The following is a 22,382-nucleotide window of genomic DNA, read 5'->3' as shown; positions in this document are numbered from 1 at the left end:
TGTAGGGAAATACAGGCGTCTAGCCCTCGACGCCGAGCTTCTCCAGGATGAGCTCGCGGACACGGCCTGCGTCTGCCTGGCCACGGGTGGCCTTCATGACGCCGCCAACAATCGCGCCGATGGCCTGGATCTTGCCACCACGGATCTTCTCCGCGACGTCAGGCTGTGCCGCCAGGGCGGCGTCGATGGCTTCCAGGAGGGGACCGTCGTCGGACACGACCGCCAGGCCGCGCTTTTCAACGATCTCCGCCGGAGTTCCTTCGCCGGCGAGGACGCCGTCCAGGACCTGCGTGGCCATCTTGTTGTTGATCTTGCCGCCCTCGACGAGCTTGTTCAGCTCGACGATGACCTGCGGCGTGACGCCGAGCTCGGAAGGATCGACGTCGGCCACCTTGGCGCGGCCGACGATCTCACCCATCCACCACTTGCGGGCAACATCGGCAGATGCGCCGGCGGCAATGGTTTCCTCGATCGAGTCCATGACCCCGGCGTTCACGACATCGCGGAACTCCAGATCCGAGTAGCCCCAGGCTTCCTTGAGGCGCTTGCGACGCTCAGCAGGCGGCTCGGGAAGGGTGGCGCGCAATTCCTCAACCCACTCGCGGGAAGCGACGACGGGAACCAGGTCCGGCTCCGGGAAGTAGCGGTAATCGTCAGCGTCGGACTTGGGCCGGCCCGACGTCGTCGAACGCGTGTCCTCGTGCCAGTGGCGCGTCTCCTGGATGACCGGTTCACCGGACTCAAGGACCGCGGCGTGGCGCTGGATTTCATAACGCACGGCGTGCTCGACGGCGCGCAGGGAGTTGACATTCTTGGTTTCCGAACGGATGCCGAAGCGTTCACGGCCATGCGGCCGCAAGGAGACGTTGGCATCGCAACGGACGTTGCCGCGCTCCATCTTGGCATCGGAGACGCCGAGGTTCTTCACGATCTCGCGGACGGCCGCGACGTAAGCCTTGGCCAGTTCAGGGGCGCGGCTGCCGGCACCCTCGATCGGCTTGGTGACAATTTCCACCAGCGGCACACCGGAGCGGTTGTAGTCCACCAGGGAGTAATCGGCGCCCTGGATACGGCCCGCAGCGCCACCCATGTGGGTCAGCTTGCCGGCGTCCTCTTCCATGTGGGCCCGTTCGATCTCCACGCGGAAGACCGTGCCGTCCTCCAGCTCGATGTCGAGGTAACCGTCATAGGCGATCGGCTCATCGTACTGCGAGGTCTGGAAGTTCTTGGGGGTGTCCGGGTAGAAGTAGTTCTTCCGGGCGAAGCGGCAGGACTCGGCGATTTTGCAGTTCAGGGCAAGGCCGATTTTGATGGAGGACTCCACGGCGGCCTTGTTGACCACCGGAAGAACGCCGGGCATGCCGAGGTCAACTTCGTTGACGTTGGTGTTCGGCTCGTCACCGAAGACGTTGGGTGCCGAGGAGAACATCTTGGTCTTGGTGTTGAGTTCCACGTGGACCTCGAACCCCAGGACGGGATCGTACTTCTCCATGGCTTCTTCGAAGCTCAGGGTTGCGTCGACGGACATTAGTTGGAACCTCCGGCGGTGTTGGACGTTGCGCCAAGGGCAGCACTTTTCAGCTCCGGCGCCTGCGCCAGAATCGGGCCGCCCCACTTCTCTTCAAGGATGGACTCGAGGACCGCACCCACGCGGTACAGACGGGCATCTTCGCGGGCCGGAGCCAGCAGCTGGATGCCGACGGGCAAGCCGTCCTCATCAGCCAGGCCACCCGGCAGGGACAGGCCGGGGATACCGGCGAGGTTCGCTGGAATCGTGGCGACGTCGTTCAGGTACATGGCCAAGGGATCATCAAGCTTCTCCCCCAGCTTGAACGCCGTGGTGGGCGCCGTCGGGGAGATCAGGACATCGGCCTGGGCAAAAGCGGCGTCGAAGTCACGCTGGATCAGGGTGCGGACCTTCTGCGCGGAACCGTAGTAGGCGTCGTAGTAACCGGCGCTCAGCGCATAGGTTCCCAGGATGATGCGGCGCTTGACCTCATCGCCGAAGCCGGCAGCCCTGGTGGCACCCATCACGCGTTCGATGGTCATCGGACCGTCCTTGGGCAGGACTCGCAAGCCGAAGCGGACGCCGTCGAACTTGGCCAGGTTGCTGGAGACCTCGGACGGCATGATCAGGTAGTAGGCACCCAGGGCGTACTTCAGGTTGGGGCAGGAAACCTCGACGATTTCCGCACCGGCGTCCTTGAGGATCTGGAGCGACTCGTTGAAACGGTTCTCGACGCCGGCCTGGTAGCCCTCGCCGTGCAGCTCTTTGACGATGCCAATCCTCATCCCGGCGACGTTGCCCGCGCGGGCGGCGGCAACCAGGTTGTTGAACGGATCGGTCAGGGACGTGGAGTCGAAGGGGTCGTGACCGCCAATGACTTCCTGGAGCAGGGCCGAGTCAAGCACGGTACGGGACACCGGGCCGATCTGGTCCAGCGAGGACGCCATGGCGATGGCACCGTAGCGGGAAACAGCGCCGTAGGTGGGCTTGACGCCGACGGTTCCAGTGACGGCACCGGGCTGGCGGATGGAACCTCCGGTGTCCGTGCCGAGCGCCAGGGGCGCTTCGAAAGCGGCGACGGCGGCCGCGGAGCCACCGCCCGAACCGCCGGGGATGCGGTCCAGGTCCCACGGGTTGCGGGTGGGTCCGAACGCAGAGTGCTCCGTGGAGGAACCCATGGCGAACTCATCCAGGTTGGTCTTGCCCAGGATGGGCATCCTGGCCGCGCGAAGCTTCTTCACCACAGTGGCGTCATACGGGCTGTGCCAGCCCTCAAGGATCTTCGAACCAGCGGTGGTCGGCTGGCCAATGGTGACAATGAGGTCCTTGACCGCGATCGGCACGCCGGCAAGGGCGTGCAGTTCCTCGGCAGCGGCACCGCCGGCAGCGCGGGCAGCGTCGACGTCGGCGGCAACGGCCAAAGCCTCTTCGCTGTTAACGTGCAGGAACGCATTAACCTGACCGTCGACGTCGGCAATGCGGTCGAGGTGCGCCTGCGTCACCTCGACGGCGGAAACTTCGCGGGCGGCCAGCTTCGCTGCGAGGTCGGCAGCGGAGTGGCGGATGAGTTCGTTCTTCAGCTCAGTCATAGTGATTAGTCCTCATCCAGGATTGCCGGGACCTTGAAACGGTTCTCGAAAGCATCCGGAGCGCCGGACAGCGCCTGTTCGGCCGTGAATGTGTGACCCACGACGTCCTCACGGAACACGTTGGTCAACGGAATCGGGTGCGATGTCGCCGGAACATCGTCCCCGGCAGCCTCGCTCACGCTCTTCACCGAATCCACGATGACAGCAAGCTCAACAGCCATCCTGTCCAGTTCTTCGGCACTCATTTCAATGTGAGCCAGACGCGCAAGATGCGCGACGTCGTCACGGTTGATCGCAGCCATGGATCTCCCCTGCAAAGTTCAAATGGTTTTCCGAACCAGTCTACTTGGCTGTGCACCGGCTTCAGCGCCGGTTCAGGTGCTGCGCGTTCAGCTCCTCCAGTTGCGCGTCCGTCAGTTCATCGAAACCGCGCGCCTCACGTTTGTCGCTCCTGGAGAAACGGATGAACATGAGGATGATAAGTGGCAGGTCGACGATTTCGCAGATGAACCACAGGACATCCCCCGCCAGTTGCTGGTCGCGTAGCGGGTCCGGGAACCACCCCGCCATGGCCTGGGTTGTCATGACATGGTCCAGGACCTGGCCGTTGAGACGCAGCAGGATACCCGGCACGGCATCGGCCAGGAGCTCAATGAAAACGAACACGAACTCCAGGGTGATGTACGCGCTGGAGCGCTGGAAATCCGCTTCTTCGATGATGGGCAAGGCCATCAGGAGGCCCAGCAAGGGAATGCAGACGGTCAGCAGGGTTTCGGCCAACGGATCGGCACGCAGCGCATGGAAGGCCGGTGTCAGGAAGGTGGAGAAAAGCGCCAATCCGATCAGCGGGGCGGCCAGCGAGTTGCTGAAGAAGCGCACAACGCGGTGGGCCAGCACTGCGTTCAGCACCGCTGTGCCGGTGTCTGGCAGTGCCGCACGGGCCAGCGTGATCGGCCGGCCCAGCCCCAGCAACAGTGGGACGACAAAAAGGAGCAAGGAGACTTTGAGGGTAAATGCCCAGCGAAGATCGGCACTGTAGACCCCGGTGAATCCGCAGCAAAGGACAGCCATGGATCCCAGGCCGGGACCGTAGAACGCAGCCGCCCGCCAGAGGGGCCATCTATGGCCGTTCCTGGTGGCGGCCCTGATCCCCAGGCCGTAGAGCACGCCAAACGTGCTGATCATTGCGACGGCTGCCCAGTCGATTCGCCAGGCACTGCCAAGGAGTTCAAGTGGCGGCACCAGCCCATGATATTCCCACCGCCTGAGCAGTTGGCCGATGGGGGAAATTCCCAGAATGGCTCAGTAATATGAGCCGCTTCTGACCCCCAAGGAAAGGCCGGCCCTGTGCAAGGTCGTCACGAAAGTCCCGACCCCAACCGCTCCGACCCAGCTCTTGCTGCCTACCCCGGGCAGGGAAACCTGGTTGACGGCAGCCTCGGTTCGCCCACCCGTAAACGTCGCCGCTGGCTGCGGCTCGGCGTCCTGGTGATAGCCGCAGTCCTCCTCGGTGTGCTGTGCTTCGGCGGCTATTGGTTGTGGCGGTTGCAGTCCAACATCTCCACGAGTGCGCTGGGAGCCGGAGGCGCCCGCACCGAGGGCCCGGTTGATGACCGCAAGGACCGGCTCCAGATCCTGGTCCTGGGCAGCGACACCCGCAGCGGCAAGAACAGCCAGTACGGTACGGCGGACCAGTCTTCGGGCTACGGTCAATCGGACGTCATGATGCTGGTGGATATTTCGGCAGACAACAACAACGTCAATGTCATCAGCTTTCCCCGCGACCTCATGGTGGATGTTCCTGAATGCCAGGACCAGGCCACCAAGCAGCAGCATGCTGCCCGTGAGGACGCGATGATCAACAGCGCCATGGCCGAAGCCGGCATTGGCTGCGCCGTGGATACCGTCAACAAACTAACGGGCCTGGAAATCGACCACTTCATGATGGCGGACTTCAATGCCGTCAAGGAACTCTCCACCAAGGTGGGAGGCGTGGATGTATGCGTCAACTCGGATGTCTACGATCCCGATTCCGGCCTCCGGCTTCCCAAGGGAACCTCCCAGGTGGAAGGCGACCAGGCCTTGGCGTTCCTGCGCACCCGGCATGCTTTCGCCGACGGCGGGGACTTGGGCCGCATCCAGGCCCAGCAGGCCTTCCTTGGCTCGCTGGTGCGCAAGCTCAAATCCGAAGGCACACTGACCAACCCGCAAAAAGTGCTGGATATCGCTGACACGATGACCAGCAACCTCACAGTGGACACCGGTTTGTCCTCCGTTCCGGCACTGCTGACCATCGCGGACCGGCTCAAGAACATCGACCCCGCAAAGGTCAACTTCATCACCGTACCTACTGTCCCCGCGCCGTCCGACCCCAACCGGCTGGCCTTGGCGGAGCCGGCGGCGTCGCAACTTTTCTCCGCCCTCCGGCAGAGCGCCGACCTCAGCCAGGGTGCGGCCCCTACGGCTGAGCCTTCCAGCCCGCCCGCCAAACCTTCCTTCGACAAAGCACTCCAGCCGGTTTCCGTCGCCAACGGCACTTCCGTGACGGGCCGGAGCAATGCCATCGCCGCGACGCTGGCCGCCGCCGGCTACACCAAGACAACCCGGATGCAGGCCCAGCCACAAACCCAAACGATGATTTACTACCAGGCCGGTTTCGACGACGTCGCAACCGACATCGCCGCCATGTTCGGACTTCCGGCTACCAGCGTCCAGCAGGCCGCCGGCATTGAGGGCGTCCAGCTCTACGCAGGCGAGGACTTTGCCTCGGGCGACAAGCCGGTCCCGGCCCCGGCGGAGGGAAGCATTCCGAGCCAAACGGCAAATGACCAGACCTGCCAGGCAACAAACCCGGCAGGCTGATCATTTACAGCGGCGTATTCGGCGGTGCCGCAGCTTGTAGTCGAAGCTCGCGGCGCCTGCGGGCGGTCAGCCGATGCCGATCGCTCCGGTCAGGACACCTACGGCCAGCATGACGATCGAGATGACAGCGGTGCGCCAGAGCACCTTCTTGTGGTGGTCGCCCAGGTCGACCTTGGCCAGTGATACCAGCAGGAGGATGGCCGGAACCAGGGGGCTCTGCAGGTGGAACGGCTGGCCCGTGATGGAAGCACGCGCCATGTCGGCGGCGCCCACTCCGTAGTGGGCTGCGGTTTCGCTCAGGACCGGCAGGACTCCGAAGTAGAAGGCGTCGTTGCTCATGAAGAAGGTCATCGGGATGCTCAGCAGGCCGGTGATGACTGCCATGAACGGGCCCATGTCCGCGGGGATGATCTGGACCAGCCATTCGGACATTGCCTTGACCATGCCCGTGCCGTTCAGCACGCCGGTCAGGACAGCGGCTGCCATGACCATGCTGACCACGGCGACGATTGACGGCGCGTGCGCAATCAGCTGCGCTCCCTGGTCCTTGACCTTGGGGAAGTTCACCAGCAGGGCGATGGCTGAGCCGACCATGAAGACGAAGGGCAGCGGAACGATGTTGGCAACCAGGGTCACCATGACGGCAACCGTGAGGCCCAGGTTGAACCAGAACAGCTTGGGACGCAGCGTGGTGCGGTTGGGGTCCAGGGCCGTGTCGGCCATGGCGGTGTCGTGGTCGTCCACCAGGGTTTCGGGACGTTCAAGAACGGCGACGCCGGAACCTCCGCCGGTGCCCGGCTTGCCTGAGGTGCGGCCGAACCCGAAGCGGCCCTTGACCGAACCCGATCCGGAGCCCGTGCCGGAAGCTGCGGCGAGTGCGCCACCGCGTGAAGTGCCGCCGTCGAACGCTTCGGACGGATCAGCGACGTCGCCCCAGATTTCGGGAGCAGTGGTGCGGAGGCGGTTGCGTTCCTGCAGACCGAGCAGCCAGGAGAAGACCAGCACGACGATCAGGCCGACGATCAGGGACGGGACCATGGGGACGAAGACGTCGTTGACGTCGAGCTTCAGGGCTGTGGCAGCCCGTGCGGTGGGGCCGCCCCAAGGCAGGATGTTCATGGTGCCGTTGGCCAGGCCTGCCACACAGGTCAGGACCACGGGGCTCATCTTGAGGCGCAGGTACACGGGGAGCATGGCGGCGGTAGTAAGGATGAAGGTGGTGGAGCCGTCCCCATCGAGGGACACTGCGGCGGCCAGGATGGCGGTGCCGAGGACAACCTTGGCGGGGTCGTTGCCCAGCTTGCGGAGGATGAACTTCACCAGGGGGTCAAAGAGTCCGACGTCGATCATGAGGCCGAAGTAGATGATGGCGAACATCAGCAGCGCCGCCGTGGACGTCATGGACTTCATGGAATCCATGACCATGGGACCGATACCGAGGCCTGCCCCGGCGAAAAGGCCGAAGACGGTGGGGACGATGATCAGCGCCAGGACGGGCGTCAATTTTTTGGTCATGATCAGGACCATGAATACCGCAATCATTGCGAATCCAAGCAAAACCAGCACGGCCGGCTCCTTACTACTGTGAATGGCGCCACGTCGGTGTGATGCGCACTACAGACATTAGGGTGGCGTCCGTCACTGACAGGGGTTTCCGGGAATTGTTGGGAATACTGCTCGTTGCGAACGTTTTGCGCATTATGCTCAATGCTTCAATGGATCTGGAGGAAAGGAGTGACGGTGCCCCGCGACAACAGAACCAGCATGCGCTTTTCCACCCAGACCCTCCTCCTCCAGCTCGGGGTGGTACTGCTGGTAGTCCTGCTCAGCGGCATCGTCCACGCTTGGCTGGTGTATGAACGGATCGGTGACGAAGCAGAAAACCAGGCCCTGACCCTGGCAAGGACAGTTGCCGCCGATCCCGACATCCGCGCGGACGTCCAGACCATCAGCAAAGAAGAGGGCACCCCGCCGCCCGACGTCCTCGCCGCCGGCCCCCTCCAGAACGCGGCGGAAGCAGCCAGGGTCCGGACCGGCGCGCTGTTCGTCGTCATCACGGACGAAACCGGGCTGCGGCTCGCGCACCCGGACACCGCACGCCTCGGTGAACGGGTCAGCACCGATCCCTCAGTGGCCCTCGCCGGCGAAGAAATCACCACACGCAATACCGGCACACTGGGGCCTTCCGCCGGTGCCAAAGTGCCCGTCTACTCCCCCGACGCCCCGGGCACAATCGTGGGCGAAGTCAGCGTGGGATACTCCGTGGAATCCCTGACAAAGAGCCTGGTGCGGGACATCGCGCCCATCGCCCTCACCGCCGGCGGCGCCCTGCTCGCCGGTGTCCTTGCCTCGTTCCTGCTCCGCCGCCGGCTCCAGCGGCTCACTCTCGGCTTGGAACCTGAAGAGATCAGCACCCTGGTCCATGACCAGGTTGCTGTGCTCCAGGGCGTGGATGATGGCGTGATCGGCATCGCGGCCGACGGCCGGATCTCGGTGTTCAATGCAGCCGCTGCCAGGCTCCTGGACATCCCTGATGCGACCGGCCAGCACTGGACCTCGGCCAACGTCCCGGAACAACTCAAGCAGCTCACGCGGCCGGCAGCGCGGGACGCCGAAGCCGTTGAAATCGTGGCCGGCGAACGGGTCCTCGTGGCAAGCGCACGCAAGGCGTGGCACCGGAAGGAAGACCTCGGCTGGGTGGTCATGCTGCGCGACCGCACCGAATTGCAGCAGCTGACCCGGCAGCTGGATGCTGTGGGCACCATGTCCGCCGCGCTCCGTGCCCAGCGCCACGAATTCGCCAACCAGCTGCACACCATCGCCGGATTCATGAGCATCGGCCAGTACGACTCCGCCAAGGAGTACCTGGCCAGGATCTCAGCCACCGGTCCGTTGAAATTCCCGGTGGAGCAAGCCGAACTGTTGCAGGATCCCTACCTCCAGGCCTTCGTCGGCGCCAAGGGCGTGGAAGCTTCCGAACGCGGCGTCGCCCTGCGGATCGGCCCTGAAACCCTGGTGCGCGGGCACGTGGCCGACCCCCAGGACGTCACCACCGTGCTCGGCAACCTGATCGACAACGCAGTGAGCGCCGCCGTCGCCGGGTCTGCCGCGGAGCGCTGGGTGGACATAGAACTGCTGGACGAGCAAAGCCCCGGCGGCGGCGCGCTGCACATCGTGGTGGCGGACTCCGGCGACGGCTTGGGTGGCCTGGAACCCGAAGAGGTTTTCGCGGAGGGCTTCACGACGGCGGAGCAACCGTCACGTCCGGGGGCCGGACAGGGTTTGGGGCTTGCGCTGGTACGGCAGCTGGCGCGTCGGCGCGGCGGCGATGTCCGCGTCCTGGAACCGGGAACCGCAGGAGGGCCCGGTGCAGTGTTCATGGCCACCATCCCCGGAGTGATGGACGGCGCCGGATCCGGAACCACCGGATCCGTCTCAACGATGAGGGAGGACAACGGTGGCTGAGGACCTGAGGGTGCTGATCGTGGATGACGACTTCCACGTGGCACGGCTCCACGCTGCATACGTGGATTCAGTGGCGGGTTTCATGGCCCTGGCTCCGGCCGGATCTGTATCCCAGGCACTCCAGGCGATCCACAGCCTGCGGCCGGACCTAGTGCTGCTGGATGTCTACCTGCCCGACGGATCCGGGCTGGATCTCCTGGGCCAACTGGACGTGGACGCCGTGATGCTCACCGCCGCTTCTGATGCCCAGTCCATCAAAGTGGCCTTCCGCAGGGGCGCTTTGGGGTACCTGCTCAAGCCATTTACTGCAGAGTCCTTATCGCAGCAGCTCAGGTCCTATGCCCGCTATCGCCGGATCCTGGGACAGCAGACCGCCATCGACCAGACCACCATTGAGCGGGCCAAGCGTTCCCTGATTCCCGGCGACGTCGCTCCTGCTGCTAAACCGCGGTCCGCCACCGAGGCTGCAGTCCTGGAATCCCTGCTCCCCGACGAACAGTATTCCGCCGCGGAGGTCGCGGAACGGGTTGGCGTTTCCCGGGCCACAGCGCAAAGGTACCTGTCCTCGCTCGCGGACGACGGCGCCGTCGAGATCCAACTGCGCTACGGAACCACCGGCCGCCCGGAACACCGCTACGGCATTCCGGGCTGACCCGGCAGCCCACAAAACCGGTTTGCCGCGCTGCTACGCGGACTTCTGAGCCACCAGCTCGATCTCCACGAGCATTTCCGGATCCAGGAACGGCAGTACGTGGACCAGTGAGAGCGTCGGGCGGATCTCGCCGAAGACCTCGCCGTGCGCGCGGCCGGCATCTTCCCACTTGCTGATGTCCGTCAGGTACAGCTTGGACTGCACCACGTCTTCGTAGGAGAAACCGGCGTCTTCCAGGACCGTCCCCAGCTTTTCGAGGATGTACTTGGTCTGGGAGTAGAAGCCGTCGCCCACAATCGCCGGTTTGCCGTCCACGGTCCCGCTGGCAGCCGTCGCCGAAATGAAGAGGGTGTTGTCCACCTGGACTGCGCGGGAGTAGCCAAGGGTCTGCTCCCAGACCGAACCCGTACCGAATGTCTTGCGCATGCCGCGCCTTCCTGTCGTTGCGCCCGGCCCGGTGACCGGCGCTTCGAAGGAAACTTTATGACTGCCCGAGCTCGAGCCTGTAAACGAACAGTTTTATGTCGGTGCCGGGCACGAACCAGTCGCGATGCGGTGCGCGGCCAAAGCCGGTGCGGGCGTACAACGCGTTGGCGCTTTCCCAGGTGGCGCCCGTGGTCAAGGACACGGCGTTGATACCGTCCATGGCTTTGGCTTGGTCGACGACGGCCTGTACCAAGGCGCGCCCCGCGCCGGAGCGCTGGACAGCCGGATCCACCACAAGGGTGCGCAGTTCCAACTCGTCCTCAAGGCCGATGTCCGAGAAGCCCCCACCGGCCGGAGCAGCCGTGACGGAGCCGATGACCTCGCCGTTGCGCTCAGCCACCAGGATATCTGCGTGCTCTGCGCGGCCGGCCACGTCCTGAAGCTTCTGCAGGTACGGGTGGTCGGCATCGCCGTAGTACCCCGCGGTGACGTAGGAGTCCTGCGTAATCCGGGCAACGGCGTCGTAGTCTTCGGGCAGGGCGGGACGGACGGTAATCGGCGAAAGCACCTACCAATGGTAGTCGCGCCCCACCCATCCAGGTCACCAAAGGCGGCTTTCCGTGATGGAACTATCACCTCTGGTCACAGCACGACGCCGGATGGCCGGCTTGCGCAGCCGTGTGGCGGAACCGCCCGCAGCGCCTTTCTGTTGCCTCCCGTGGCGTTCAATGCCGTTCCGTTGCGCCCGGTGAACCCCGGTTTCGCGCTGTTGCGGGCACATGTCGGGCTGCTGGCGGTGCTCTTCGCGGACGTGCTTATGTTGCCACACACCCGCCCCCACACCGTCCTGAACCGAGGAGAAACCATGACCCCGCCAGACCGCCAACTGCACCTCAACGCCTTCCTCATGAGCACCGGACACCATGAGGCCTCATGGCGCCTTCCGGAAAGCGACCCCTTTGCCTCGACCAAAATAGAGCACTACCAGCACCTTGCCCGTACCGCGGAACGGGGGAAGCTGGACTCCATCTTCTTCGCCGACTCGCCCGTCCTCTTCGGCGAGGTAGGCCGGCGGCCGGCCGGAAAACTCGAACCGACAGTGCTCCTGACAGCCATCGCCACGGCCACGGAAAAGATCGGCCTCATCGCTACAGCCTCCACCACCTACAACGACCCCTTTAACCTCGCACGCCGTTTCGCCTCCGTGGACTGGGTCAGCGGCGGACGCGCAGGGTGGAACGTGGTGACCACGGCCGGCCCTGACGCGGCACGGAACTTCGGAGTGGACGACCAGCCCGCACACGCAGTCCGCTACGAACGGGCAGCCGAGTTCATCGAAGTGGCGCAAAAGCTCTGGGACAGCTGGGACGACGACGCCATTCTTGCCGACAAGGCCGACGGAGTGTGGGGCGACGATAAGAAGATCCGCGTCATTGACCACGAAGGCAAGCACTTCCGGGTCCGTGGACCCCTTAACGTCCCCCGGTCACCGCAGGGGCACCCACTGATTGTCCAGGCAGGATCCTCCGAAAACGGAAAGAACCTGGCGGCGCAGTATGCCGAAGCCGTCTTCACAGCACATCAGACGCTGGCAGATGCCCAGGACTTCTACTCGGACTTGAAGGCACGCACCGCGGCTGCGGGACGCGATCCGGAGGGGATCAAGATCCTGCCCGGCATCGTCCCGGTGATCGGTTCCACCGAAGCCGAGGCCCTCAAGCTGGAGCGGGAGCTTGATCACCTGATCAAGCCCGAGTACGCGCGCGAGCAGCTTGCCCGGACACTGCGGCTTTCACCCGAGGACCTTCCCTTGGACCGGCCACTGCCGGCCGACCTGCCGTCGGAGGACGACATCGAAGGAGCCAAGAGCCGGTACACACTGATCGTCGAACTGGCCCGCCGGGAGCAACTGACCGTCAGGCAGTTGATTGCCCGGCTCGGTGGCGGCCGGGGCCACAGGACGTTCACCGGCACGCCGGAACAGGTTGCGGATGCCATCCAGGAGTGGTTCCATGCCGGCGCGGCTGACGGTTTCAACATCATGCCTCCGGTCCTGCCTTCCGGCCTGGAAGTTTTTGTTGACCAGGTGGTCCCGATCCTGCAGGAGCGCGGTCTGTTCCGCACCGAGTACACGGCCTCCACGCTGCGCGGACATTACGGTCTGGAACGGCCCGTCAACCGCTACGCCGGAACGGCAGCGCAGGAGCTGACCTCCATCGGTTCGGCCTTCTAGTCCAGTCCATCTAGTCCAGTCCATCCGCTGCGGTGATCACCGCTTTGGCCAGCTCCACGATGGGCCCTCAAGCGCGCCGAGGCCCTTGATCCTGGTCTCGCCCTTGTCCTTGTAGAGATCGTGCTCGTGTGCCGACCCGCTGGCCCGGAGTGCCGTGAGCAGGGCTTCGGAGTGCGTCACCACGATCACCTGGCTGTAGGCGCTGGCCTGGACAATCAGTCCGGCCAGCGCCGGCATCAGGTCAACGTGGAGACTGGTCTCCGGTTCATTGAGCACCATGAGTTCCGGAGGCCGGGGAGTCAGCAAAGCGGCAGTGAGCAGAAGGAAACGCAGGGTTCCGTCGGAGAGCTCCGCGGCTTTCATGGGCCGGAGCATTCCGGGCTGTTTCAGCTCCACACTGAACCTGCCGTCATTGACCGCAATCTCCAGCCGGCTTCCGGGAAAGGCATGGTGCACGGCGGCGTCCAGTTTCTGCTCGAAACCCACCTCGCGGAGGGTCTGGAGCGCGGCCGCGAGGTCCCTGCCGCTGGGATGCAGCACAGGGGTGCGGGTCCCGATCTGGGCTTGTCGGGCCGGTGCGTCCGTGTCGGTCCGGAAATGATCATAGAAGCGCCATGAACGGACCGAGTCCCGTACCCGCAGTACCTCCGGTGCCCGGTCCTGGTCCGACACTTCCGTGAGCATGCTTTGGAAGGTATCCAGGCGGCGCGACAGCTCGGTCCATTGGCCCTCGGCGTCACGGAGCCTGGCCAGGCTTCCTTTACGGTCCACCAACAAGGAGCCAGGTCTGGCGACCGGCCCTGAGAATATCTGCTCCCGCTTGATTTCGGGATCGAGTCCGAACGCCGAAGGCCTCGGGCGGCCGGTTTCCTGGTCAAATCCGACGCCGCCGGGCACCGGCATGCCAAGATCCACCAGATAGCCGAATTCGTCCCCGGAATAGCCCAGTTTCAGGTTCACGGACTCCCGGCGGACAGTGCCTTGGACGGGAACTTCACCCCGGCGCATGGCGTCGCTGATGTTCTCCGGCCCTGCCCAGAGCGTCGATGACAAACCGCCGTCCCTGGCCAGGGAGCCCACCACGTTTCCGGAGTCTCCCCCGGCGCATTCGGCCAACAACCGCAGGGCCCGGTACAGCGACGACTTGCCGCTGCCGTTGGCCCCGGTCACGACATCCAGGCCGTGAAGCTCGATGGCCAGATCCCGGATGGAGCGGTAGTTGGCGATGGCGAGTGTCTTGATCACGGGACGGTTTTCCTCCGGGGAAGTCGGATCACAGGGAAACCCGGGTCACAGCGAAATCCCGTCACAAGGGGAATTTGCCGGAAAGTTCCAAGGCACCGGCACACATCCACGCCGCCAGGCGATCCTCCGTGCTGGGCCCTCCATCCAGCGGACTCCTCAGTCTGGGCCGGCGAACCCAGCACCCCGCTTCTTCTGCGATCAACGCACCCGCAGCAAAGTCGTGTTCGTTCAAGCCACGCTCACCGTAGGCATCGAAGGTCCCGTCTGCCACCAGGCAAAGATCCAACGCCGCGGAGCCCAAGCGGCGCACATCCGCGAACCCCTCCATGAGCTCAGCCAGACCTGCCGACTGATCGGCCCTGGTCAGGGGATCGTAGCTGAAACCGGTGGCCAGGATCAGCCCTGTCCGGCCCGGCACGGGCCCCGACAAGGAGATGGTTTGCCCTCCGGTTTCCAGTTGCGCTCCCTGGCCCCGGGCTGCTGAGTACACGCGTCCCAAGGCAGGTGCGTGAACGACGCCGGCCAGCCATACGCCGTCGGAATCCGCCACGGCAACCGAGGTGGCGTAGTAGACAATGTTCCGGATGAAGTTGGTGGTCCCGTCCAGCGGGTCGATGGACCATCGGTAGCGGGAAGGCTCCGCGGGACGCGTGGTTCCGTGCTCCTCCCCCGTGATGGTGTCATCCGGCCGTTCGGACAGGATCGCCTCGCGGACCGCATTCTCCGCCGCCACGTCGAAGGCGGTGACCCAGTCGCCGGCCTCGCCCTTGTTGGTGGTTTCCAGGCCGTGGCCTGCCGTACCGCTGACCGAGCGCCCGGCCAGCACGGCAGCCCCTGCGGCTGCGGCGCGCCTGGCAACGGCCAGTAACTCTGTGGTGTCCGTCATTCTGTTTCAGCCTCCGCCGCTGTGGCTTCAGGGTCTGCTTCGGCTTCGGGCTCTGCTTCGGTCTTGGCCGGTCCGTTGGCCAGCAGCTCACGGAATCCGTCCTCATCCAACACCGGAATACCCAGTTGCTCGGCCTTGTCCAGTTTGGTGCCGGCACTCTCGCCGGCCACCAGGTAGCTGGTGTTCTTGGAAACGGATCCGGAGGCCTTGCCGCCGCGGATAATGATGGCTTCCTTGGCCTCATCCCGGCTGAAATTGGGCAGGGTTCCGGTGACGACGACAGTGAGTCCCTCAAGGGTCCGCGGCATTGAGGTATCCCGCTCGTCCTCCATCCGCACTCCGGCTGCAGCCCAGCTGTCCACGATGTCGTTGTGCCAGTCCACAGCGAACCATTCCTTCAGTGCCGCCGCGATGGTAGGGCCTACGCCGTCAACATGGGCAATCTGCTCCTCAGTGGCGCTGCGGATGGCGTCCATGCTGCCAAAGGCGGTGGCCAGGGCCCGGGATGCCGTAGGACCTACGTGCCTGATGGACAGAGCCACCAGCACGCGCCACAGTGGCTGCTTCTTGGCCTTCTCCAGCTCAACGAAGAGCTTCTCCGTGGTGGCTGTGGGCTTCGACGGCGACTTGGCTGTTCCCTTGGTGTAGAAGTACGGAACGAGCTCGTATTCACCGGTTCCCACACCCTTGGAACGCTTTTCACGACGGATCTTCACGTCCGCCAGGGCTTCACGGGTCAGGCTGAACAAGCCGGCCTCGCTCGTCAGGGGCGGGGTCTCGGGCTCTGCCGGCTGGGTGAGTGCGATGGCGGCTTCCCAGCCCAGGGCTTCGATGTCGAAAGCACCGCGGCCGGCCAGGTGGAACACGCGCTCACGGAGTTGGGAAGGGCAGGACTTGGCGTTGGGGCAACGGATGTCCACGTCGCTTTCCTTCGCCGGTGCCAACGGAGTGCCACAGGACGGGCACTCGGTGGGCATCACGAATTCGCGCACCGGAGGATCCTGCTTGTCGCGCAGTGCCAGCACGGGCCCCACGATTTCCGGAATGACATCGCCGGCTTTGCGGAGGATCACGATGTCGCCGATCATGACGCCCTTGGCTTTGACCACATCCTGGTTGTGCAGGGTGGCCATCCCCACCGTGGAGCCGGCCACTTTCACGGGTTCCATCAATCCGAAAGGAGTCACGCGTCCTGTGCGCCCAACGTTGACCGCGATGTCCAGGAGCTTGGTGTGCACTTCCTCCGGCGGGTACTTGTACGCTGCGGCCCATCTGGGGACTCGGGAGGTGTACCCGAGGGCGCGCTGGGTGGCGAAGTCGTCGATCTTGACCACAATGCCGTCGATCTCATGCTGAAGGTCGTGACGGTGCGTTCCGTAATGGGCGATGAACTCCAGCACTTCCTCAAAGGAGCCGAGCACTTTGAGGTAGGGGCTGACCGGGAGACCCCACTGCTCCAGCAGCTTGTAGGTCCCGGACTGGCTCTTCGCTTCCAGACCTTCGCGCGCACCGATGCCGTGCACGTACATGCTCAGGGGTCGCTTGGCTGTCTCGGCCGGGTCCTTCTGGCGCAATGAACCGGCCGCGGCGTTGCGCGGATTGGCGAGGGGCGCCTTGCCCGCGGCCACGAGTGTCTCGTTGAACTCCACGAACGCTTTGGAGGGAATGAACACCTCCCCACGGATTTCCACTTCCGAGGGGAATCCGGAGCCACTGAGTTCCCGCGGGATCTCCTTGATGGTGAGCACGTTATGGGTGATGTCTTCACCGGTGGTGCCATCGCCACGTGTAGCGGCACGGACCAGTTTGCCGTCCCGGTACAGCAGGTTCACGGCGAGCCCGTCGATCTTCAACTCCGTCAGCCACGCAATGGGTGGAACGCTTTCCCCGAGTTTCGCCACGGAAGCCTCGGCCTTCCGGACCCAGGCCTCAAGTTCTTCCAAGGAGAAGACGTCATCCAAGCTGTACATGCGCTGCAGGTGTTCCACGGCAGCGAACGCCGAGGAGACTTCCCCGCCCACTTCCTGGGTGGGGGAATCATTGGTGACGAGTTCCGGGTGGACAGCTTCGAGTTCCTCGAGGCGACGGTAGAGTTCGTCGAACTCCGCATCGGAAACCGTGGGCGAGTCCTCCTGGTAATACGCATACCGGTACTTGCGGACGAGGTCTGCCAATTGCTCATGCTCGTCCCGCAAGGACTCCGCGGGCGGTGTTCCCTCCCCCTCCACGGCAACAGCCGGGGAGTGGTCACCTGTGGTTTCTACCGGATTCGCAGTTTCTGGTGTGCTCACAGGTCTATCTTGCCGCAAGCCACCGACATTCAAGCCCAACGGCCTCCTAGCTGCGGTTTTCCGGTGGCATGGCAATCTGCAGCTTGCGGACCTTTCCTCGACCCACGATGTACCCGCGGCCCGGGATGAAATCCTTGCTGATGCGGCCCAGGGAAGTGTTCAGGAGCGTGTCCCCTTCCACGTCCCCCGGGTTGAGCAGGAGGCCCCGGCGTCCGGACTTGAATGGCTGCGCCAAAGACCAGGCCTGGGACCAGGTGGATGTTTCGGACTCGCCAACCACCCATTGGTCTGCCTTGATGGCAGCGGTGACCAGCCGGCCAACCCCGGATTCGGCCAATGTGTCCGTGAACTCGGTCAGGCCCTCAATGAAGATGGCCATGCTGCCCGGGTTGTCGGAAGCCTTGTCAACGAGGTCGTCGATGACGTCGGAGACCTCATCGGCTCCTACCAGCGACCGGCTCCAGATGTTCAACGATGCCACCGCCGAGCGGCGCGAGCCGATGTAGATAAGGTCGGTGCGTGGGTTGGAGCGCCGCAGGGCGTAGGCCAACGTGACCAGCGCGACCGTCCGGCCCGAGCCGGGAGGGCCTGCCAGCAGGAGCGAGCCCTTGGCGGCGATGGCCGCTGAACCCAGCGTTTCGTCGTCGACACCAATAACGGGGTTGTCCGGAGCGCCAATGGGCAGGATATCCAGATCCACAAGCTCCGGTAGGCGCTGGATCTGGGGTGCCTGCTCGAGGCCCTGGCGAACCATTGCCTGGCTCAGTTTGGACACTTCACGGGCCTGCAGAGCCAGGTTCGAGTTGCCGCCCAACACGGCGAGCTGGACTTCGAGGCCGTCCAGCAGTCCGCGGCCCGGAGGTGAGGCAGCGTTCAGGACATCCTTGGGGACGTCCAAGGTCATGTAGTCGTCTTCAGAACTGAGCCGCAGCACCAGTCGCTTCTGGATGGAGGCAAGCAACGACGCCGGAACGGAATTGGTGCGGTCACCGCTGACGACGAGGTGGATGCCCAGGGGACGGCCATCGGTTGCCAGGGTCAGGAAGATATCCCACAGCGCGGAGAGGTTGCTGTACTCATAGCTTTCCCGGAAAGAGGACATACCGTCCACCAGGATGAAGATGCGCTTCTCCTCCGGCCGGTTCGCCAGTTGGCGGTATTCAACAATGGTGGAGGCCCTGACTTCGGCGAACCTCGCTGCCCGGTCGTCGGCTACTTCCTTGAGCCACCGCAAAAGGCGCCCTACACGCTCGACGTCGTCACCATTGATGATCTCGCCAACGTGGGGAAGGCCGTCGAGCATTTTCAGGCCCGAGGAGCCACAGTCGATCCCATAGACGTGTACCGGTCCGCCACGGGGAGTTACCGCTGCCGCAATCGCGATACCCCGCAACGCTGCCGACTTGCCGGATCCACCCGTACCGTAGACGGCCATGTTGCCGTCCTTGTCCGGTTCGTAGAACACGGTGGGCTGGTCCTGGTGCGCGGGGTCATCGGCAACGCCCAACAGGAGCCGCTCATCGGTGCGCGGATTGGGGAGCTTGGAGAAATCGTAGGTTGTCGCGAGCTCGTTGAGCCACGGTTTCCGTGGCGGGGCAATGGACAGGACATCGGCTGCCCGGATGATGTTTCCCGTCATCCGCGCGATGTCGTTCGGGCCGGCGGGTTCTTCTTCCACCTGGGCTTCCAGCGGCGGCTCCCACACAGGTCCGGACCCGAAGGCCATCTCCACGATGTCGATCCTGGGACGCTGCGGTTTCTCGGTGGTCCAGCCACCGGCATATCCGGTCTGGAACCCCTGAATGCGCCCCGGTCCCGTCTTCGCGGCACCACGGCCGGGAATGGACGGATCAAAGTACGCGGCCGTGGGGACGCCCAGAATGTCCACGGCGTCCACTTCGTCAGCCATGCGCAGCGCGACACGGAGGTTGGTGTTGGCACGCAGGTTGTCCTTGATGACACCGGCGGGGCGCTGCGTAGCAAGGATGAGGTGCAGGCCCAGGGACCGTCCACGGGCTGCCACATCCACCACCCCGTCAACGAACTCGGGAACTTCGGTGGCGAGGGCCGCGAACTCATCGACAATGATGATCAGGTAGGGCGGAGCCTCGGGATCGGCCTCGCGCTGCAGCGCCAGCAGGTCCTTGGCCTTCTTGCGGTTCAGGAGACGTTCCCGGTAATGCAGCTCGGCCCGCAAGGAAGTCAGTGCCCGGCGAACCAGGTGCGGGGACAAGTCCGTTACCAGGCCCACCGTGTGGGGCAAGTGCAGGCAGTCGGCGAAAGCCGCACCGCCCTTGTAGTCGACGAAGAGGAAGCTGACGCGGTCCGGGCTGTACGCGGCCGCCATGCCCATGACCCATGACTGCAGGAACTCGGACTTGCCGGCACCGGTGGTTCCACCCACCAGCGCGTGCGGGCCCTCGTTCTTCAGGTCCAGGTAGAACGGTTCCACGCCCTTGGATCCCACGAGGGCACGGAGGCTTCCGTTGTCCTTGCGGTTGGGAACGGCCGTGGCGTGTACTGAGTTGTTTTCCTGCCACCGCTCGGCGACGGCCTGCGGGTTGTCCATCAGCTCCTTGCCGATCAACGTGGCGTAGGAGACTGCACGCGGGAGGTCGGAGTCGTCCTCAAGCGGGTTGCCGACGTCCACCAGCGGCGACATCATGCGCGCCAGTTGCGTGGCGAGATCGGCGTCGAGGCTTTCACAGCTCACCGGGTAGGTGTGCCGGCCCAGGCGGACCTGGCCCGTAGTGGTGCCGTGGTCGCCGTCGACGGACAGGAAGTCGCGGCACGCGGCCGGAAGGGACTGCACATTTGCCGCCACCCACATGACGTGCACACCGTAGTCCGGACCCCGTTCAACCAGCCTGGTCAGGCGGCCGCGGTCCACGGGAGCGTCATCCTCCACGATCACCAGCACGGCGGGCACTACGGGAGACGGGATTTCCTGATTCTCGTCCTTGAGGCCCGGACGCGGCTGGGGGCCCGGTTCCTTGGACAGGGACTCGCGCTCTTCCACGAGGTTTTCCAGGCGGGACAACAGGGCAGCGCCCGCGCCAGGGCCGGCCGCAAGGTGGTCACCCGAAAGGGGGCTGTGGCCTGAACCGACATGCGGGAGCCATTGCAACCAATCCCAGCGCTCACGCGAACGCGGCGACGTCAAAGCGGTCAGGACCACCTCGGCAGGCGAATGGAGGGCCACCAACTGGAGCACCATACCCCGGGCTACGTCATCAACCACACTGCGGTCCCCCGCAACGCCGAAGGAACCGGAAGTGCGCAGCTGTGACACGATCGGCACGCCCTCGATGACGCGCACCTGCTGCAGGCATTCCTGGATTTCGCGCATGTACTGCGGCTCTGTCTCGTTGGCGGCAGGCTCATCGAAGGGAATGCGCGAAGGCGCGGAGCCCAAACCGAAACGGACGCCCAGGAAGTGCTGGTGCTCGGGACGGTTGGTCCACAGCAAGGGCCCGAGCTTGTAGATCGCGTCCACGGCATCGCTCACCGAGGGCGCTTCCTGGAGCCGGACGGCGCGCTCAATGTTCTGTTGCTTGTCGATGTCCTCGCGGAATGCCAGCATGGCGGCCTTGAACTGCTTGTGGCCTTCCTTCGCCTGGCGCTTGCCCTGCATCTTGTGATCCACGTAGTGGCCCACAATGAACAGCGGCATCATCGCCATGAAGAGCACGGATAGGAGGTTCTGGGTTACCGCGAAGAGCACGCCGCCCATCAGCAGCGGAGCAACCAGCATGATGTACGGGAACGGCTGGTGTTCCGGGCGTTTGGGACCAGCTGGTGGAACCCGCTTGGGCGATTCAAACCGAGGCAGCACCCGCGGCGAGCGATTGAAATCCACCAGTGGCGACGACGGGCCGCCACCGTGGTTCCGGGAGAGGGAGACGACGCCCACCGTAGTGTCGCCCAGCGTCACGGTGTCCGATGATGCGAGCGTGGCCCGCGTTACCGGCAGGCCGTCCATGAGGAGACCGTTGGCGGAGTTCGTGTCCACGATCTCCACCGTCTCCCCCACGGTGATGCGCGCATGGCGCTTGGAGGTGAGCGGGTCGGAGAGCCGGATGTCGGCGTCCCGGTCCCGGCCGATGTAGCTGGTGCCGAACGGCAGCGAAAATTCGCGTCCGACGTCGGGCCCTGACATGACACGCAACGTCGCCGCGGCTGGGCCCCTGTTGGTGCCGTGGCCGTTGGAGGCGAATTCCTCACTGACGTGCGCCAGCGAAACCTTGGAACCCGGGCGAAGGCCCGATTCCAGGAGGTTCTCCGTGGGCCTGAGGACATGACCGGACAAGCCACCGCCGACGAACGCTTCGTCCACGCTGATAGACAGGTTCGACGGCGGTTCGGTGCCCTTGCGTGCGGGGTCGGCAGCCCACAGCTCGGTGGCGATGTCGGCCACGGTGGCGCGGCCGTCCACGGTTACGGCGAGGTCCTTTGCTTCCGCAGGGTCACGCCGCAATGTCAGGCGGAACTTCATCCTTCGTCGACCTCACTCATTTTCTCAAGAAGATGCAGGTCAGCCGGCGTCACCAGGTGGGACGTCACGGCATGCTCCACCAGGCGCGCCCGGCGGTTGGTGGCCAATTTTCCGGCTCCGCCGCGAAGACCCACGACGCCAACGCGGTCGAGCTTGTCGCACACATTGTCCAGCTTGCGGTTGAAACGGGTCAGGGCCCACCCCAGGCGTTTGGCGGCCTCAGCAGAAGACGGTATGGCGCTGAAACCGGTACCCTCCCGGCGAAGCATCGGCTCGGCGAGGGCCACGATGAGTGCTTTTTGTGAATCGGTGAAGACCACGGGGCCAATGGTGGTGTCCCCGGCTTGGTCTTCCTCGCGTGCCTCGTGCCGGAAAGACGGCGTCTTCAGGTGCACCGCAAACTCGTAGGTGGTGGGGCCCGCGGTGAAAATGACGTTGGTGTGGCTGAACACCAACGGGATCCTGGCACCCGGTGCCAGCCATGCCTGCATGCCTCCGGAGCCATCCGCGATCGTGGCCGACAGCATGCTGCCAACGTTGCTCAGCCACCAGATTCCGTCGTAACGGGCAATCTGCAGGAAGCGGCGATGCAGGTACGGGTTGTCGTCTACTTCCAGGTCACCTTCGCGGCCGATGTCAAAGACGTCCTCGTCGGATGGTTCGTACCATTCCCCACAGAAATCTATTGCTAGATCCCCCATGATCTGTGCCTCCTTGCTGGACAACGTGTT

At 64.5% G+C, this 22,382-nt stretch carries 16 protein-coding genes; 4 read left to right on the top strand and 12 right to left on the bottom strand.

The features are described from left to right. Positions 1–19 precede the first annotated feature (19 nt). The 4 genes from gatB to HMI60_RS10985 form a co-directional block, all read right to left on the bottom strand. Positions 20–1,528, bottom strand: a complete 1,509-nt coding sequence (gatB, locus tag HMI60_RS11000) for an Asp-tRNA(Asn)/Glu-tRNA(Gln) amidotransferase subunit GatB (RefSeq protein ID WP_018777427.1) — start codon at positions 1,526–1,528, stop codon at positions 20–22. Beyond that, the gene (gene gatA, locus HMI60_RS10995) at positions 1,528–3,096 is read right to left on the bottom strand and encodes an Asp-tRNA(Asn)/Glu-tRNA(Gln) amidotransferase subunit GatA (protein WP_110504519.1); all 1,569 of its coding nucleotides are present in this window, start codon (positions 3,094–3,096) and stop codon (positions 1,528–1,530) included. Before gatA ends, gatB begins: the two co-directional genes overlap by 1 nt. 5 nt (positions 3,097–3,101) lie before the next feature. Beyond that, positions 3,102–3,398 carry an Asp-tRNA(Asn)/Glu-tRNA(Gln) amidotransferase subunit GatC gene (gatC, locus tag HMI60_RS10990; protein WP_018777425.1) on the bottom strand — a complete coding sequence of 99 codons (297 nt, stop codon included), beginning with the start codon at positions 3,396–3,398 and terminating at the stop codon, positions 3,102–3,104. A gap of 61 nt (positions 3,399–3,459) precedes the next feature. After that, on the bottom strand, positions 3,460–4,338 hold the full coding sequence (locus tag HMI60_RS10985) for a cytochrome c oxidase assembly protein (RefSeq protein ID WP_079581036.1): 879 nt from the start codon (positions 4,336–4,338) through the stop codon (positions 3,460–3,462). 105 nt (positions 4,339–4,443) lie between these two features. Between HMI60_RS10985 and HMI60_RS10980 the strand changes: the two genes are divergently transcribed. Beyond that, positions 4,444–5,958 (top strand): LCP family protein, encoded by a 1,515-nt coding sequence (locus HMI60_RS10980; RefSeq protein WP_193589654.1) that lies wholly within the window; start codon positions 4,444–4,446, stop codon positions 5,956–5,958. A 66-nt stretch (positions 5,959–6,024) separates the two neighbouring features. On the opposite strand, the gene HMI60_RS10975 is transcribed toward HMI60_RS10980, so the two are convergent. Beyond that, complete coding sequence (locus HMI60_RS10975; protein WP_193589653.1) at positions 6,025–7,524, bottom strand: CitMHS family transporter; 1,500 nt, start codon at positions 7,522–7,524, stop codon at positions 6,025–6,027. 198 nt (positions 7,525–7,722) lie between these two features. Between HMI60_RS10975 and HMI60_RS10970 the strand changes: the two genes are divergently transcribed. After that, entirely contained in the window at positions 7,723–9,423 is a 1,701-nt protein-coding gene (locus HMI60_RS10970) for an ATP-binding protein (protein ID WP_193589652.1), read from the top strand. Next, on the top strand, positions 9,416–10,075 hold the full coding sequence (locus HMI60_RS10965) for a response regulator (protein ID WP_193589651.1): 660 nt from the start codon (positions 9,416–9,418) through the stop codon (positions 10,073–10,075). Before HMI60_RS10970 ends, HMI60_RS10965 begins: the two co-directional genes overlap by 8 nt. Before the next feature lie 33 nt (positions 10,076–10,108). Here HMI60_RS10965 and HMI60_RS10960 read toward each other — a convergent pair whose 3' ends face one another. Continuing rightward, complete coding sequence (locus HMI60_RS10960; RefSeq protein WP_018777419.1) at positions 10,109–10,501, bottom strand: RidA family protein; 393 nt, start codon at positions 10,499–10,501, stop codon at positions 10,109–10,111. A 55-nt stretch (positions 10,502–10,556) separates the two neighbouring features. Beyond that, entirely contained in the window at positions 10,557–11,069 is a 513-nt protein-coding gene (locus tag HMI60_RS10955; protein ID WP_018777418.1) for a GNAT family N-acetyltransferase, read from the bottom strand. 297 nt (positions 11,070–11,366) lie between these two features. On the opposite strand from HMI60_RS10955, the gene HMI60_RS10950 reads away from it, so the two are divergent. Beyond that, on the top strand, positions 11,367–12,734 hold the full coding sequence (locus HMI60_RS10950) for an LLM class flavin-dependent oxidoreductase (RefSeq protein ID WP_193589650.1): 1,368 nt from the start codon (positions 11,367–11,369) through the stop codon (positions 12,732–12,734). A 36-nt stretch (positions 12,735–12,770) separates the two neighbouring features. On the opposite strand, the gene HMI60_RS10945 is transcribed toward HMI60_RS10950, so the two are convergent. The 5 genes from HMI60_RS10945 to HMI60_RS10925 all read right to left on the bottom strand — a co-directional run bounded on the left by HMI60_RS10945 (position 12,771) and on the right by HMI60_RS10925 (position 22,352). Then, entirely contained in the window at positions 12,771–13,979 is a 1,209-nt protein-coding gene (locus tag HMI60_RS10945) for an AAA family ATPase (RefSeq protein WP_193589649.1), read from the bottom strand. A 61-nt stretch (positions 13,980–14,040) separates the two neighbouring features. Beyond that, positions 14,041–14,865 carry an inositol monophosphatase family protein gene (locus HMI60_RS10940; RefSeq protein WP_193589648.1) on the bottom strand — a complete coding sequence of 275 codons (825 nt, stop codon included), beginning with the start codon at positions 14,863–14,865 and terminating at the stop codon, positions 14,041–14,043. Beyond that, entirely contained in the window at positions 14,862–17,156 is a 2,295-nt protein-coding gene (gene ligA / locus HMI60_RS10935; protein ID WP_193589647.1) for an NAD-dependent DNA ligase LigA, read from the bottom strand. Before ligA ends, HMI60_RS10940 begins: the two co-directional genes overlap by 4 nt. A gap of 46 nt (positions 17,157–17,202) precedes the next feature. Continuing rightward, the gene (locus HMI60_RS10930; RefSeq protein WP_193589646.1) at positions 17,203–21,651 is read right to left on the bottom strand and encodes an FtsK/SpoIIIE domain-containing protein; all 4,449 of its coding nucleotides are present in this window, start codon (positions 21,649–21,651) and stop codon (positions 17,203–17,205) included. Further along, a complete protein-coding gene (locus tag HMI60_RS10925; RefSeq protein ID WP_018777412.1) occupies positions 21,648–22,352 on the bottom strand; it encodes a hypothetical protein in 705 nt (234 codons plus the stop codon). The genes HMI60_RS10930 and HMI60_RS10925 overlap by 4 nt, the downstream gene beginning before the upstream one ends. Positions 22,353–22,382: the final 30 nt, after the last annotated feature.

The sequence above is a fragment of the Paenarthrobacter sp. YJN-D genome (assembly GCF_015040335.1).
Lineage (GTDB): Bacteria > Actinomycetota > Actinomycetes > Actinomycetales > Micrococcaceae > Arthrobacter > Arthrobacter nicotinovorans.
Note: the sequence above shows the minus strand (reverse complement) of the source record. Positions and strands in the feature narration are given on the sequence as shown.